Here is a 13,032-nt window from a genome sequence, read left to right as displayed (position 1 = left end):
GAAGACTCCCGCAACAAGGGGTGGATGCTCGCCTCTTTGTACGACGGACTGATCACGCCGCTACAGCGGCAAGTGCGGGCCGGCTACCGCCGGTTGAGAGGGGTCCCTGCCAGATGACGGCACCATTGCACGAGCCGACCGCGGAAGCGGCCCCGAGTGCGGCAGAGGAAGCGGCGGTCGCCGGCGCCGAGGCCAAGTCGGTACAAGGGCGCTCACTTGGCCGGATCGCCTGGGAGCGCCTGAAGAGGGACAAGCTGGCGCTCGCGGGCGGCATCGTGGTGCTGGTGCTCATCGTGATCGCCGTGCTGGCGCCCGTGATCACCTCCCTGTACGGGCAGGAGCCCAACGCGTACAACGAGGACATGATCGACCCGCTGTTCGGCACCCCCACGGGCTCCATGGGCGGCATCAGCGGCGACCACTGGCTGGGCGTGGAGCCGGTCAACGGCCGCGACATCTTCGCCCGCATCGTCCACGGTGCCCGGATCTCGCTGCTCGTCGGCTTCCTGTCCGCGATGGTCGCCGTGATCATCGGCACCGTCCTCGGTGTCCTGGCCGGCTTCTTCGGCGGCTGGGTCGACTCCCTCATCAGCCGCATCATGGACGGTCTGCTGGCCTTCCCCCAGCTCCTGTTCATCATCGCGCTGGTCTCCGTGCTGCCGGACTCCATGCTGGGACTGAGCGGCACGGGCGTGCGCCTGCTCATGATGATCGTGGTGATCGGATTCTTCGGCTGGCCCTACATCGGCCGTGTGGTCCGCGGTCAGACCCTCTCCATGCGTGAACGGGAGTACGTCGAGGCGGCCCGGTCGCTGGGGGCCGGACGGTTCTACATCCTGTTCAAGGAACTGCTGCCCAACCTGGTGGCGCCGATCATCGTCTACACGACGATGATGATCCCCACCAACATCCTCACCGAGGCGGCGCTCAGCTTCCTCGGCGTGGGCGTCAAGCCGCCCACGTCGTCCTGGGGGCAGATGCTCTCGAGCGCGATCGACTACTACAAGTCGGACCCCATGTACATGGTGGTTCCCGGTGTGGCGATCTTCATCACCGTTCTTGCCTTCAACCTCTTCGGTGACGGCGTGCGCGACGCGTTGGACCCGAAGGGCTCCCGCTGACCCGCCGTACCGCAAGGCGACCCGTGGCACCTGCACGGGGTCTCTCATCTAATCCGGAGGATCCGAGATCGTGACTACCCAACGCACCTCAGGGCGGCGCAAGCAGGCTGTGGCCGCTGCCGCAGTGGTCGCCGCGCTGCTGACCACGGCGGCGTGCGGCGGCGGCGGCGACGACGACGGCGGCAGCGGTTCGAAGAACGGCGCGGCCGGCTTCGACGCGGCCAACAACAAGGTCGCCCAGGCCTCCGAGGCCAAGAAGGGCGGCACGCTGAAGTTCGCCAGCTCGCAGGACGCCGACTCGTGGGACACCACGCGCGGCTACTACGGCTTCATGTGGAACTTCTCCCGCTACTACAGCCGCCAGCTCGTCACGAACAAGACGGAGCCGGGCAAGACCGGTGCGGAGGTCACCCCCGACCTCGCCTCCGACGTCGCCAAGGTCTCGGACGACGGCAAGACCTACACGTACACCCTGCGTGACGGCGTCACCTGGGAGGACGGCAAGCCGATCACCTCCAAGGACGTCAAGTACGGCATCGAGCGCGTCTGGGCGCAGGACGTGCTGTCCGGCGGTCCGACGTACCTCAAGGAGGTGCTCGACCCCAAGGACGAGTACCAGGGCCCGTACAAGGACAAGGCCAAGGACAAGCTCGGTCTGAAGGCGATCGAGACGCCGGACGACAAGACGATCGTCTTCCACCTGCCCGCGGCCAACTCGGACTTCGAGGAGATGCTCGCGCTGACCTCGGCGTCCCCGGTCCGCCAGGACAAGGACACCAAGTCCAAGTACGGCCTGCACCCGTTCTCCTCGGGCCCGTACAAGTTCGAGTCCTACAACCCCGGCAAGGACCTGACCCTGGTCCGCAACGCCGAGTGGAAGCAGAGCTCGGACCCGGTCCGCAAGGCGTACCCGGACAAGGTCACGATCAAGTTCTTCACCAACGCCAACGACCTGGACGCCCGCCTGATCGCCGGCGACTACGACATCGACCTGGCCCAGACCGGTCTGTCCCCGCAGGGTCGCACCACGGCGCTGAAGGAGCACAAGGCGAACCTGGACAACCCGGTCTCGGGTTACATCCGGTACGCCACGTTCCCGCAGAACGTGAAGCCCTTCGACAACATCCACTGCCGCAAGGCCGTGCTCTACGGGGCCGACCACGTCTCCCTGCAGACCGCGCGCGGCGGCCCGGTGGCCGGCGGTGACATCGGCACCAACATGCTGCCGCCCGCCGTCCCGGGCTCCGAGGGCCAGAAGTACGACCCGTACGAGATGGCCGGCGCCAACAAGAAGGGCAACGTCGAGAAGGCCAAGGAAGAGCTGAAGGCCTGCGGCAAGCCGAACGGCTTCAAGACCACCGTCGCGGTCCGCAACAACAAGCCGGTCGAGGTCGCCACCGCCGAGTCCCTCCAGGCCTCGCTGAAGAAGATCGGCGTCGACGTCGAGATCGACCAGTACGACGGCTCGCAGTACGCCAGCGTCATCGGCAGCCCCTCGAACGTGCAGAAGAAGGGCTACGGCATCATCATCATGGGCTGGGGCCCGGACTTCCCGTCCGTGCAGGGCTACGGTCTGCCGCTGTGGCACAGCGACTACATCCTCGACAGCGGTAACAACAACTTCGCGATGATCGACGACAAGAAGATCGACGGTCTCTTCGCGGACTACCTCACCGAGCTGGACGACGCCGGCAAGACGAAGATCGCCTCGGAGATCAACCACAAGGTGATGGAGGGCGCGTACTACCTGCCCTTCGTCTTCGAGAAGTTCATCAACTGGCGTTCCAGCAACGTGGCGAACGTCTACACCACCGACGCGTACAGCGGTATGTACGACTTCGTCAACCTCGGCCTGAAGAACCCCAAGAAGTAACCGGTACACCCGCCGTACGGCACGAAAGGCAGGTGAAGGCCGGCGCGGCGTGACCGTGGGCCGTCGGACAATCTCCGGCGGCCCGCGGGGCGCAGCGGGCCGCAACCCGTGCTCGCTTACCTCATCAGGCGGCTGTTCGCCGCCGCAGTGATGCTCGTGGTCATCGTCCTGGTGGTCTTCTGCATCTTCTTCCTCGTCCCCAAGTGGGCAGGGGTCGACATCGCCCTGAACTTCGTCGGCAAGCAGGCGGACCCCGCCGCCGTCGAGGGTGTGCGGGAGAAGCTGGGTCTGGGCGACCCGGTCCTCGTGCAGGCCTGGGAGTTCTTCAAGGGCATCTTCGCGGGCCGCACCTACGCGGCCGGCGGCGACGTGACCCACTGCGCCGCGCCCTGCTTCGGCTACTCCTTCAAGACCGAGCAGTCGGTCTGGCCGGTCCTGACCGAGCGTTTCCCGGTGACCCTGGCTCTCGCGCTCGGCGCCGCCGTGCTGTGGCTGCTCTTCGGCGTGGCCGCCGGCGTGCTCTCCGCCCTCAAGCGCGGCACGCTGTGGGACCGCGGCGCGATGGTCGTCGCCCTGGCGGGTGTCTCGCTCCCCATCTACTTCACCGGCCTGCTCAGCCTGGCGATCTTCTCCTACGGACTGGGCTGGATCGACGGTGAGTTCGTCCCGCTCGAGGACAGCTTCAGCGGCTGGTTCGGCGGCATGATCCTGCCCTGGATCACGCTGGCCTTCCTGTACGCCGCGATGTACGCCCGGATCACCCGCGCCACCATGCTGGAGATCCTCGGCGAGGACTACATCCGCACCGCACGGGCCAAGGGCCTCAAGGAACAGGTCGTCATCAGCAAGCACGCGATGCGCTCGACCCTGACCCCCCTGCTCACCATGCTCGGCATGGACCTGGGCGCCCTGATGGGCGGCGCGGTCCTGACCGAGACCACGTTCAGCCTCCCCGGCCTCGGCCAGAAGGTGCTGGACGCGATCAAGAACCACGACCTGCCCTTCATCCTGGGCGTCGTCCTGATCACTTCTCTCGCGGTGCTGATCGCCAACCTCGTGGTGGACGTCCTGTACGCCGTGATCGACCCCCGAGTGAGGCTCTCATGACCGAACTGAGCAAGAGCGGGGCAGCGGTGGGCGAGCCCACCGGCGCCTCGCCCGCGCCGACCGCCTTCCTGGAAGTACGCGACCTCAAGGTCCACTTCCCGACCGACGACGGCCTGGTCAAGTCCGTCGACGGGCTCTCCTTCCAGCTGGAGAAGGGCAAGACCCTCGGCATCGTGGGCGAGTCCGGCTCCGGCAAGTCGGTGACCTCGCTCGGCATCATGGGCCTGCACACCGCCGGCCAGTACGGCAAGCGCAAGGCGCAGATATCCGGCGAGATCTGGCTGGACGGCACCGAGCTGCTGTCGGCCGACCCCGACCACGTGCGCAAGCTGCGCGGCCGCGAGATGGCGATGATCTTCCAGGATCCGCTGTCGGCGCTGCACCCGTACTACACGATCGGCCAGCAGATCGTGGAGGCGTACCGCATCCACCACAAGGTGGACAAGAAGACCGCCAAGCGCCGCGCGGTGGAGATGCTCGACCGGGTCGGCATCCCGCAGCCCGACAAGCGGGTGGACAGCTACCCGCACGAGTTCTCCGGCGGTATGCGCCAGCGCGCGATGATCGCGATGTCGCTGGTCAACAACCCCGAGCTGCTCATCGCGGACGAGCCGACCACCGCCCTGGACGTGACCGTCCAGGCGCAGATCCTCGACCTCATCCGGGACCTGCAGAAGGAGTTCGGCTCCGCGGTCATCATCATCACCCACGACCTGGGAGTCGTCGCCGAGCTGGCCGACGACCTCCTCGTCATGTACGGCGGCCGGTGCGTCGAGCGCGGGCCGGCGGAGAAGGTGTTCTACGAGCCCCGGCACCCCTACACCTGGGGCCTGCTCGGCTCGATGCCGCGGCTCGACCGCGACCAGCAGGAACGCCTCATCCCGGTCAAGGGATCGCCGCCCTCCCTCATCAACCTCCCGTCCGGCTGCGCCTTCAACCCGCGCTGCCCGTACGCCGACGTGCCCAAGGACGACGTCACCCGCACGGTCCGCCCCGAGCTGTCCGAGGTCGGCAGCAAGCACTGGGCCGCCTGCCACATGTCGCAGGAGCAGCGGGAGCGTATCTGGACCGAAGAGATTGCGCCGAAGCTGTGAGCGACCAGGCAGAGGACAAAGCGGTGACCATCCCCGCACAGACCAGCGGTGCCACCCTGACCAAGGACGCCGCCCCCGGCGAGACCCTGCTCAAGGTGACCGGGCTGCAGAAGCACTTCCCGATCAGGAAGGGCCTGCTGCAGCGCCAGGTCGGCGCGGTCCGCGCCGTCGACGGCATCGACTTCGAGGTCCGCTCCGGCGAGACGCTGGGCGTCGTGGGCGAGTCCGGCTGCGGCAAGTCGACCATGGGCCGGCTGATCACCCGGCTCCTGGAGCCGACCGCGGGCAAGGTCGAGTTCCAGGGCAAGGACATCACCCACCTCGGGGTCGGCGGCATGCGTCCGCTGCGCCGCGACGTGCAGATGATCTTCCAGGACCCGTACTCCTCGCTGAACCCGCGCCACACCATCGGCACGATCGTCAGCGCCCCCTTCAAGCTCCAGGGCGTCGTGCCCGAGGGCGGGGTCAAGAAGGAGGTGCAGCGGCTGCTGTCGGTGGTCGGTCTCAACCCCGAGCACTACAACCGCTACCCGCACGAATTCTCCGGCGGCCAGCGCCAGCGCATCGGCATCGCCCGCGCGCTCGCGCTCAACCCGAAGCTGGTCGTGGCCGACGAGCCGGTCTCCGCGCTCGACGTCTCCATCCAGGCCCAGGTCGTCAACCTGCTCGACGACCTCCAGGCCGAGCTGGGTCTGACGTACGTGATCATCGCGCACGACCTGTCCGTCGTGCGGCACGTCTCGGACCGCATCGCGGTGATGTACCTCGGCAAGATCATGGAGCTGGCCGACCGCGACCTGCTCTACAAGTCGCCGATGCACCCGTACACCAAGGCGTTGATGTCGGCCGTCCCGATCCCGGACCCGGCCCGCAAGTCGGCCAAGAGCGAGCGCATCCTGCTCAAGGGCGACGTGCCCTCGCCGATCGCGCCGCCGAGCGGCTGCCGCTTCCACACCCGGTGCTGGAAGGCGACGCAGATCTGCACGACCACCGAGCCGCCGCTCAAGGAGCTGCGGCCGGGCCAGCAGGTGGCCTGCCACCACCCGGAGAACTTCGCGGACCAGGCCCCGCAGGACGTCGTCCTGCTCACCGCCGCGAAGGAGGCGGCGGAGCTGGTGTCGGAGGAGGCGCTGGCCGAGTCCGCGGCGACCTCGGCGGCGGTGGCCGCGGAGGTCGGGGCCTCGGCGCCCACCGCGTCGGACGACACCGACGAGCCGGCCGCCGAGAAGGCGGCGCCCGCCGCCCCGGTGGCTGAGCCCGCCGGCGAGAAGGCGGAGCCCGCTGCCGAGGTGACTGAGCCCGCCGCCGAGAAGGCGGAGCCCGCCGCTGAGAAGGCCGAGCCTGGCGCCGAGGGCACCGAGCCCGCTGTCGCGGTGGCCGAGCCCGCGGGCGAGAAGGCGGAGCCCGCTGCCGAGGTGGCCGAGCCGGTTGTCGAGAGGGCTGAGCCCATCGCCGGGAAGGCCGAGCCGGCCGGCGGGGAGACCGAGCCTGCCGCCGAGGGTGCCGAACCCGCTGCCGAGGGCGCCGAGCCCGCCGCCGACAGTGCCGGAAACGGTGACGAGGAGCCTCCCGCCAAGGAGAAGTGACCGCACTCACCCGACTGCCCGTGAGCCCCCGCCTTCGTTTGCAAGGCGGGGGCTCACTGGCAAGTGAGAATGGAAGGGTGTACGAGCAACTCTTCAGTCCCACCGTCCAGCACACGCTCGACCTGGTCGGCATCTTCGTCTTCGCCATCTCCGGCGCGCTGCTGGCCGTACGCAAGAACTTCGACGTCTTCGGCATCGCCGTCCTCGCCGAGGTCACCGCGCTGGGCGGCGGACTGTTCCGGGACCTGGTGATCGGCGCGGTGCCGCCCGCCGCCTTCACGGACCTCGGGTACTTCCTCACCCCGCTGCTCGCGACGCTGCTGGTCTTCTTCCTCCACCCCCACGTGGAGCGCCTCCAGACCGGCGTGAACATCTTCGACGCGGCCGGGCTCGGCCTGTTCTGCGTCGCCGGCACCACCAAGGCGTACGACTACGGTCTCGGTCTGACCGCCTCCGCCTGCCTGGGACTGACCACCGCGGTGGGCGGCGGCGTGCTGCGCGACGTGCTCGCCAACGAGGTGCCCTCACTGCTGCGCTGGGACCGCGACCTGTACGCCGTCCCGGCGATCGTCGGCTCCGCGATGGTGGCCCTGTGCATCCGCTACGAGGCGCTCACCCCGCTCACCAGCGGCCTGGCGGTCGTCACCGCCTTCGTCCTGCGGCTGCTCGCCATGCGCTACCACTGGCGGGCGCCCCGCGCCTGGAACCGCCGGTCGACGGTGGTCGAGGGGGACTGACCCCGGCATCCGTCAGGGGTGCGGCATGTCCCTGACGAAGACGACGCCGTCGACCGCGTCCAGGTGGCCGGGGTCGAGCGGGGCGTAGCCGAACCAGGAGGAGACCCGGGGCGCTGGCCGCGGATCGCCGAGGGCGCCGGCCAGTCGCGCGGGCTCGACGACGCAGGGGTCGTCGGGGAGCGCGTACAGGATCCCCTCGACGGTGTCCGGCGGCGGGGTGTCCACGCCCTGGTGCCGGATCGTGCCCAGGGCCGTGGCCACGAAGCCGTACTCCCCGCCGAGCCGGGCGCCGACCAGAGCCCCCGCGCTCCACCATTCCAGCGCTCCCTGCCACATCCGCATGGAGCTCTTCTCGCGCTGGAGGTGCGAGTTGTGGGCGTGGACGAAGGTCGGCCCCCGTTCGGCGAGCGCGAGGAGGTTGCCGGCCATCATCCGGTCCCGCGCGCCCAGCATCCTGGTCATGCGGGCCGGGGAGCCGTCGGCCATCGCGTGGTGGTACGTCAGCAGGCCGGTGGCGGTACGGGCGTGCAGGCGGGCCCGCTCCCACTCGTCCCGGGAGGAGGACGCGAGCAGGTGCGGCGTCTGCTCGTCCAGCAGCGACACGAGGTCTTCGGCGAGCGTCCGCAACTCCCTGGCCTCGGCCGACCGTCCCACCGAACGCCCCGGGTCCGTCATCGCCTCGGGCTCGGTCCACCGGTCGTCGGCGCCGAGCAGGCGGTCCAGAGTCCCCGCGGTGCACGGGAGCAGGCCGGGGTCCAGCCAGGCGGAGAGGCAGCCGTGCAGGGCGGTGAGGGCCTGCCGGGGGCTCTCGGCGCCGGTGATCTCCAGCGGGCCGTCGAAACCGGCGAAGCGGATCCGCTGCTCCACGGGCCGGTCCTCGTTGTACGCGCGCATCCAGCGCACCAGCTCCCGGTTGGGGGCGCTCGGTCCCCACGGGTGACTGAATCCCCGTTCCACGACCTCGTCGAGGGTCCCGGTGCCCCAGGTGACGTAGTCGTCCACGACCAGCCCTCTCAGACAGTCGCTCTCGATCGTGATCGTCCGGTAGCCGTGCCGCTCGACGAGTTGCCGGAAGAGGGCGTTGCGGACGTCGAGCAGGGCGTCCTCGCCGTGCGTGGGCTCGCCCAGGGCGAGCAGCCGGGGCGGGGCGGGGAACAGCCGCATGACGGCGGCCGCGTCCAGGGGACGGGCGATGTCGGCGATGTCGGCTGTGGTCTCGGTGCGTTCGGCCATGGCTTCAACGGTATCGTTGAACTTCCGGTTGAGACTTTTGCGCGGAGACGGGGGAGTTGTGGTCGCCGACCTTCAAAGCACGAGGAAGCTCCGGCCGGTCGACCTGGCTCGCGCGCACGGTCTGTCGGCGCAGGCCGTCAGGAACTACGAGGCGGCCGGCATCCTCCCGGCCGCCGAGCGCACGGCCCACGGCTACCGCGTCTACACCGCGCTGCACGCCCGGGCCCTGGACGCGTTCCTCGCCCTGCTGGCGGGCCACGGCCACCGGACGGCGGGCTCGGTGATGCGGGCCGTGAACGAGGACGCGGTGGACGACGGGCTCCGGTTGATCGACGAGAGCCACGCCCGGCTGCTCGACGACCGGCGGACGCTGGAGGCCGTGGAGGGCGCGCTGCGGGACTTGGTGCCCGAGGCCGCCGGGGACGTGCCGGGTGCGGCGGGCGGCTTCATCGGGCCCCTCGCGGCGGAGCTGGGTGTCCGGCCCGCGACCCTGCGCGCGTGGGAGCGGGCCGGTGTGGTGCGCCCGCGCCGCGACCCGGTCACCGGATACCGCCGCTACGACGCCGCCGACGTACGGGACGCCCGCCTCGCGCACCAGTTGCGGCGGGGCGGCTACCCGCTGGAGCGGATCGCGTCCGTCATCGCCCGGGTGCGGTCGGCCGGGGGAGTGGAGCCGCTGGAGACCGCCCTGCGCGAGTGGCAGGAGCGGGTGACCGCCCGGGGCCGGGCGATGGTGGCCGGGGCGGCGGAGCTGGAGGCGTATCTCGGCGCGCGGGAACGACAGAAAAAAGCTACCGCTTAGTAGTTTCCTGTTGTACCGTGCTGTCATGCCAGAAGCAGCCTCCGCAGCGGCCACACGGGCCACCATCGGCGACAGCGAGTTCGACCGGGACACCGCCGTCACCCGGCGCGCCCCCGGGGTCTACGACATCGACCTGTCGGCCGGCTGGACCATCATCAACGCCGTCAACGGCGGCTATCTGCTGGCCGTCCTGGGCCGGGCCCTCGGCGACGCGCTCCCGCACCCCGACCCCTTCACCGTTTCGGCGCACTACCTCACCGCCTCCCAGCCGGGCCCGGCGGTCGTGCGCACCGAGACCGTCCGCACCGGACGCACCCTCTCCACCGGCCAGGCCTCCCTCTTCCAGTACGACGACGAGGGTCGCGAGGTCGAGCGCATCCGCGTCCTCGCCTCCTACGGGGACCTCGACGCGCTGCCGGACGACGTCCGCACCTCGGCGAAGCCGCCCGCGATCCCGCCGCCGGACCAGTGCTTCGGCCCGGAGGACGGTCCCGCCCCCGTCGAGGGCAGCTCGGCCATCACCGACCGCCTGAAGCTCAAGCTGGACCCCGCCACCCTGGGCTGGGCGCTGGGGCAGCCCTCGGGCCGGGGTGAGATGCGGGCCTGGTTCGGGCTCGCCGACGGCCGCGACGCCGACCCGCTCTCGCTGCTCCTCGCGGTGGACGCGCTGCCGCCGACCGCCTTCGAGCTGGGGCTCAAGGGCTGGGTGCCGACGGTCGAGCTGACCGTGCACGTGCGCTGCCGCCCGGCGCCGGGCCCGCTCCGGGTCTCCGTCGCCACCCGCAACCTGGCCGGCGGCTTCCTGGAGGAGGACGCCGAGGTCTGGGACAGCGCCGACCGCCTGGTCGCCCAGTCCCGTCAGCTGGCCCGGGTGCGGCTCGGCTGAACCGGCGACGTCTCAATCCAGCCAGTGCGTGCGGCCGACGCTGATCAGCCGCAGTTGCCGCCGTGCCGTCTCGACGGCCCGGCGGCGTTCGTCTTCGGGGGCGTCCAGGGTCTCCAGGAAGAGGGACGCCGTGATCAGCATCTGGTCGACGTAGAGGCTCGCCAGCATGCGCAGGTCGGTCTCGCTCCAGCCCGCCGCCGACGCGTCCGTGGCCAGCTCGGCCTGCACCTCCTCGGCGAACCGCGCCAGCTGCTCCCGTATGGCTTGGCGCACCGGCTGCACTCCGCCGTGCCGCTCCCGCGCCACGAAACGGACGTGGGCCGGGTGCGCGGCCACATGACCGGCGATCAGCTCGACCGCGCGGGCGATGCGTTCCTCGTCGTCCTCCGCCGGTGACATCGTGGTCCGGATCATCGGGTGCAGGCTGCCCAGCGCCTCCTCGACCAGGGCCACGCCGAGATCGGCCGTGGAGTGGAAGTGCCGGTAGAAGGCGGTCGGCGCGACCCCCACGGCGCGGGTGACCTCGCGCAGCCCCAGACTGCTCAGGCTCTGCTCCTCCAGCAGGCCGAGCGCCGCGTCCAGGAGTGCCTGCCGGGTCTTCTGCTTCTGCGCCTGCCGAACGCCGGAGGTGTGACTCATGCCATGCAGTTAACAACTGTTCTCCGGAATTGCAAAGCCATGGAGCGCGCTAGACTGGGAAGTCAGTGAACAACTGTAACCACAAATGTTCACCGAAGAGTCCACGCAAGATTGGGGGATCCGTTCCATGCTGTTTCTCGTCGTCGCGCTCCTGCTCCTCGGCGTGGTCCTGGGCGCCGTGGCCCACGCACCGCTCACCTTCTCGGTCGCGGCCGGCCTGGTCATCGCCGTCTGGCTCGGCATCTTCGCGCTCCGCGAGCGGCACGGCCGCCGACGGAGCACCTCCGCGCACTGACGCCCCTCGCGTCCTGACGCACCTCGCCCCTCGCGCCCCGACGCAGCTCCACCGACGCAACGGCCCACCGACGCACGGCAGGGAGACCACCATGCAGCTCACCGCACCGGCCAACCGCACCGCCGACTCCACCGACTCCTCCCGCACCACCCGCGCCGCCCGCCGCACCGGCATCCACGACACCGACGGCATGGCCGTCGCCGCCTTCGTCCTCGGTCTGCTCGGTCTGCTCGTCCTCAACGTCTTCCTGGGCCCGATCGCCATCGCCCTCGCGAGCGTCGCGCTGTGGCGCGGCACCGCCCGCCGCGGCCGGGCCCTCCTCGGCCTCGGCCTGGGCGTCGCCGACCTGCTGGTCCTGGTGGCGTTCATGTCCGCGGACAGCACCCTGTCGTGGAGCCTGTGAGCCGCCGCACCCCCGTGCGACGAGGCGGGCCTCGGTCCGGGACCGGGCGGGGCCGCCCGTAGAATCGGCCGCACCATGGCTTACCTCGACCACGCCGCGACCACCCCGATGCTTCCCGAGGCAGTCGAGGCACTCGCCGCGCACCTGAGCGTCACCGGCAACGCCTCCTCCCTGCACGCGTCCGGCCGCCGGGCGAGGCGCACCGTCGAGGAGGCCCGCGAGAGCCTCGCCGAGGCGCTCGGCGCCCGCCCCAGCGAAGTGGTCCTCACCTCCGGCGGCACCGAGGCCGACAATCTCGCCGTCAAGGGCCTGTACTGGGCCCGCCGCGACGCCGACCCGGCCCGCACCCGGGTCCTGGCCAGCCCCGTCGAGCACCACGCGGTCCTCGACGCCGTGCACTGGCTCGGCGAGCACGAGGGCGCCACCGTCGAATACCTCCCGGTCGACGCGTACGGCCGTGTCCACCCGGACGCGCTGCGCGAGGCCATTGCCCGCGACCCCGGCGACGTCGCCCTCGCCACCGTGATGTGGGCCAACAACGAGATCGGCACGATCATGCCGGTGCGGGAACTCGCCGACGTGGCCGCCGAGTTCGACGTGCCGCTGCATGCCGACGCGGTCCAGGCCTTCGGCCAGCTGCCGGTCGACTTCGCCGCCTCCGGGCTCGCGGCGATGACGGTGTCCGGCCACAAGATCGGCGGCCCCTACGGCATCGGCGCGCTGCTGCTGGGCCGCGAGTACACCCCGGTCCCCGTCCTGCACGGGGGCGGACAGGAACGCCATGTGCGCTCCGGCACCCTCGACGTCCCGGCGGTGGCCTCCTTCGCCGTCGCCGGACGCCTCGCCGCCGAGCAGCGCGCGTGGTTCGCCCGCGAGATCGGCGCCCTGCGCGACGACCTGGTCGACGCCGTCCGCACGGCGGTCCCGGACGCGATCCTCGGCGGCGACCCGGTCCGGGAGGGGCGCCTGCCCGCCAACGCCCACTTCACCTTCCCCGGCTGCGAGGGCGACTCCCTCCTCCTGCTGCTCGACGCCCAGGGCATCGAGTGCTCCACCGGCTCCGCCTGCACCGCGGGCGTCGCCCAGCCCAGCCACGTCCTGCTGGCCACCGGCACCGATCCCGCCCTGGCCCGCGGCACGCTGCGCTTCTCGCTGGGGCACACCTCGACCGCGGCCGACGTGGCGGCGCTCGCCCAGGCGATCGGCCCCGCGGTGGAAAGGGCCCGCGCGGCGGGACTGTCGTAGAGGCCGTCGGT

General features: G+C 70.7%; 13 protein-coding genes. 11 read left to right on the top strand and 2 right to left on the bottom strand.

Features of this window, described 5'->3' with window-relative positions; translation table 11 throughout:
• Window positions 1-113: 113 nt before the first annotated feature.
• The 6 genes from ACIBCJ_RS29990 (at window position 114) to ACIBCJ_RS29965 (ending at window position 7,518) form a co-directional block, all read left to right on the top strand.
• On the top strand, window positions 114-1,121 hold the full coding sequence (locus ACIBCJ_RS29990; RefSeq protein ID WP_362102614.1) for an ABC transporter permease: 1,008 nt from the start codon (window positions 114-116) through the stop codon (window positions 1,119-1,121).
• A 70-nt stretch (window positions 1,122-1,191) separates the two neighbouring features.
• Entirely contained in the window at window positions 1,192-2,994 is a 1,803-nt protein-coding gene (locus ACIBCJ_RS29985) for an ABC transporter substrate-binding protein (RefSeq protein WP_362102611.1), read from the top strand.
• Window positions 2,995-3,102: 108 nt separating this feature from the next.
• Entirely contained in the window at window positions 3,103-4,101 is a 999-nt protein-coding gene (locus ACIBCJ_RS29980) for an ABC transporter permease (RefSeq protein WP_362102608.1), read from the top strand.
• Entirely contained in the window at window positions 4,098-5,195 is a 1,098-nt protein-coding gene (locus ACIBCJ_RS29975) for an ABC transporter ATP-binding protein (RefSeq protein ID WP_362102605.1), read from the top strand. Before ACIBCJ_RS29980 ends, ACIBCJ_RS29975 begins: the two co-directional genes overlap by 4 nt.
• A gap of 23 nt (window positions 5,196-5,218) precedes the next feature.
• A complete protein-coding gene (locus ACIBCJ_RS29970; protein WP_365981171.1) occupies window positions 5,219-6,781 on the top strand; it encodes a dipeptide ABC transporter ATP-binding protein in 1,563 nt (520 codons plus the stop codon).
• Between the two features lie 77 nt (window positions 6,782-6,858).
• A complete protein-coding gene (locus ACIBCJ_RS29965; RefSeq protein ID WP_133889564.1) occupies window positions 6,859-7,518 on the top strand; it encodes a trimeric intracellular cation channel family protein in 660 nt (219 codons plus the stop codon).
• 12 nt (window positions 7,519-7,530) lie between these two features.
• On the opposite strand, the gene ACIBCJ_RS29960 is transcribed toward ACIBCJ_RS29965, so the two are convergent.
• Window positions 7,531-8,751 (bottom strand): erythromycin esterase family protein, encoded by a 1,221-nt coding sequence (locus ACIBCJ_RS29960; protein ID WP_365981170.1) that lies wholly within the window; start codon window positions 8,749-8,751, stop codon window positions 7,531-7,533.
• Between the two features lie 58 nt (window positions 8,752-8,809).
• Between ACIBCJ_RS29960 and ACIBCJ_RS29955 the strand changes: the two genes are divergently transcribed.
• Together ACIBCJ_RS29955 and ACIBCJ_RS29950 are read left to right on the top strand one after the other, a co-directional pair.
• Window positions 8,810-9,553: a TioE family transcriptional regulator gene (locus ACIBCJ_RS29955; protein ID WP_365981169.1), complete on the top strand. Its 744-nt coding sequence runs from the start codon at window positions 8,810-8,812 to the stop codon at window positions 9,551-9,553.
• A 25-nt stretch (window positions 9,554-9,578) separates the two neighbouring features.
• On the top strand, window positions 9,579-10,439 hold the full coding sequence (locus ACIBCJ_RS29950) for a thioesterase family protein (protein WP_362102593.1): 861 nt from the start codon (window positions 9,579-9,581) through the stop codon (window positions 10,437-10,439).
• Window positions 10,440-10,451: 12 nt separating this feature from the next.
• Here ACIBCJ_RS29950 and ACIBCJ_RS29945 read toward each other — a convergent pair whose 3' ends face one another.
• Window positions 10,452-11,078 (bottom strand): TetR family transcriptional regulator, encoded by a 627-nt coding sequence (locus tag ACIBCJ_RS29945; RefSeq protein WP_362102590.1) that lies wholly within the window; start codon window positions 11,076-11,078, stop codon window positions 10,452-10,454.
• 127 nt (window positions 11,079-11,205) lie between these two features.
• Between ACIBCJ_RS29945 and ACIBCJ_RS29940 the strand changes: the two genes are divergently transcribed.
• From ACIBCJ_RS29940 to ACIBCJ_RS29930, 3 genes are all read left to right on the top strand, one after another.
• The gene (locus ACIBCJ_RS29940; RefSeq protein WP_282089901.1) at window positions 11,206-11,373 is read left to right on the top strand and encodes a hypothetical protein; all 168 of its coding nucleotides are present in this window, start codon (window positions 11,206-11,208) and stop codon (window positions 11,371-11,373) included.
• A 91-nt stretch (window positions 11,374-11,464) separates the two neighbouring features.
• Window positions 11,465-11,776 (top strand): DUF4190 domain-containing protein, encoded by a 312-nt coding sequence (locus tag ACIBCJ_RS29935; RefSeq protein ID WP_362102587.1) that lies wholly within the window; start codon window positions 11,465-11,467, stop codon window positions 11,774-11,776.
• Between the two features lie 75 nt (window positions 11,777-11,851).
• Window positions 11,852-13,021, top strand: a complete 1,170-nt coding sequence (locus ACIBCJ_RS29930) for a cysteine desulfurase family protein (protein WP_362102584.1) — start codon at window positions 11,852-11,854, stop codon at window positions 13,019-13,021.
• Window positions 13,022-13,032: the final 11 nt, after the last annotated feature.

The sequence above is a fragment of the Streptomyces sp. NPDC051136 genome (assembly GCF_044455745.1).
Lineage (GTDB): Bacteria > Actinomycetota > Actinomycetes > Streptomycetales > Streptomycetaceae > Streptomyces.
This window is presented reverse-complemented; position numbering and strand designations above follow the sequence as displayed.

Coding starts and splice junctions, on each gene's coding strand:
- ACIBCJ_RS29935 (WP_362102587.1), top strand. CDS start 11,465: ATGCAGCTCACCGCACCGGCCAACCGCACCGCCGACTCCACCGACTCC.
- ACIBCJ_RS29990 (WP_362102614.1), top strand. CDS start 114: ATGACGGCACCATTGCACGAGCCGACCGCGGAAGCGGCCCCGAGTGCG.
- ACIBCJ_RS29975 (WP_362102605.1), top strand. CDS start 4,098: ATGACCGAACTGAGCAAGAGCGGGGCAGCGGTGGGCGAGCCCACCGGC.
- ACIBCJ_RS29950 (WP_362102593.1), top strand. CDS start 9,579: ATGCCAGAAGCAGCCTCCGCAGCGGCCACACGGGCCACCATCGGCGAC.
- ACIBCJ_RS29945 (WP_362102590.1), bottom strand. CDS start 11,078: ATGAGTCACACCTCCGGCGTTCGGCAGGCGCAGAAGCAGAAGACCCGG.
- ACIBCJ_RS29940 (WP_282089901.1), top strand. CDS start 11,206: ATGCTGTTTCTCGTCGTCGCGCTCCTGCTCCTCGGCGTGGTCCTGGGC.
- ACIBCJ_RS29960 (WP_365981170.1), bottom strand. CDS start 8,751: ATGGCCGAACGCACCGAGACCACAGCCGACATCGCCGACATCGCCCGT.
- ACIBCJ_RS29930 (WP_362102584.1), top strand. CDS start 11,852: ATGGCTTACCTCGACCACGCCGCGACCACCCCGATGCTTCCCGAGGCA.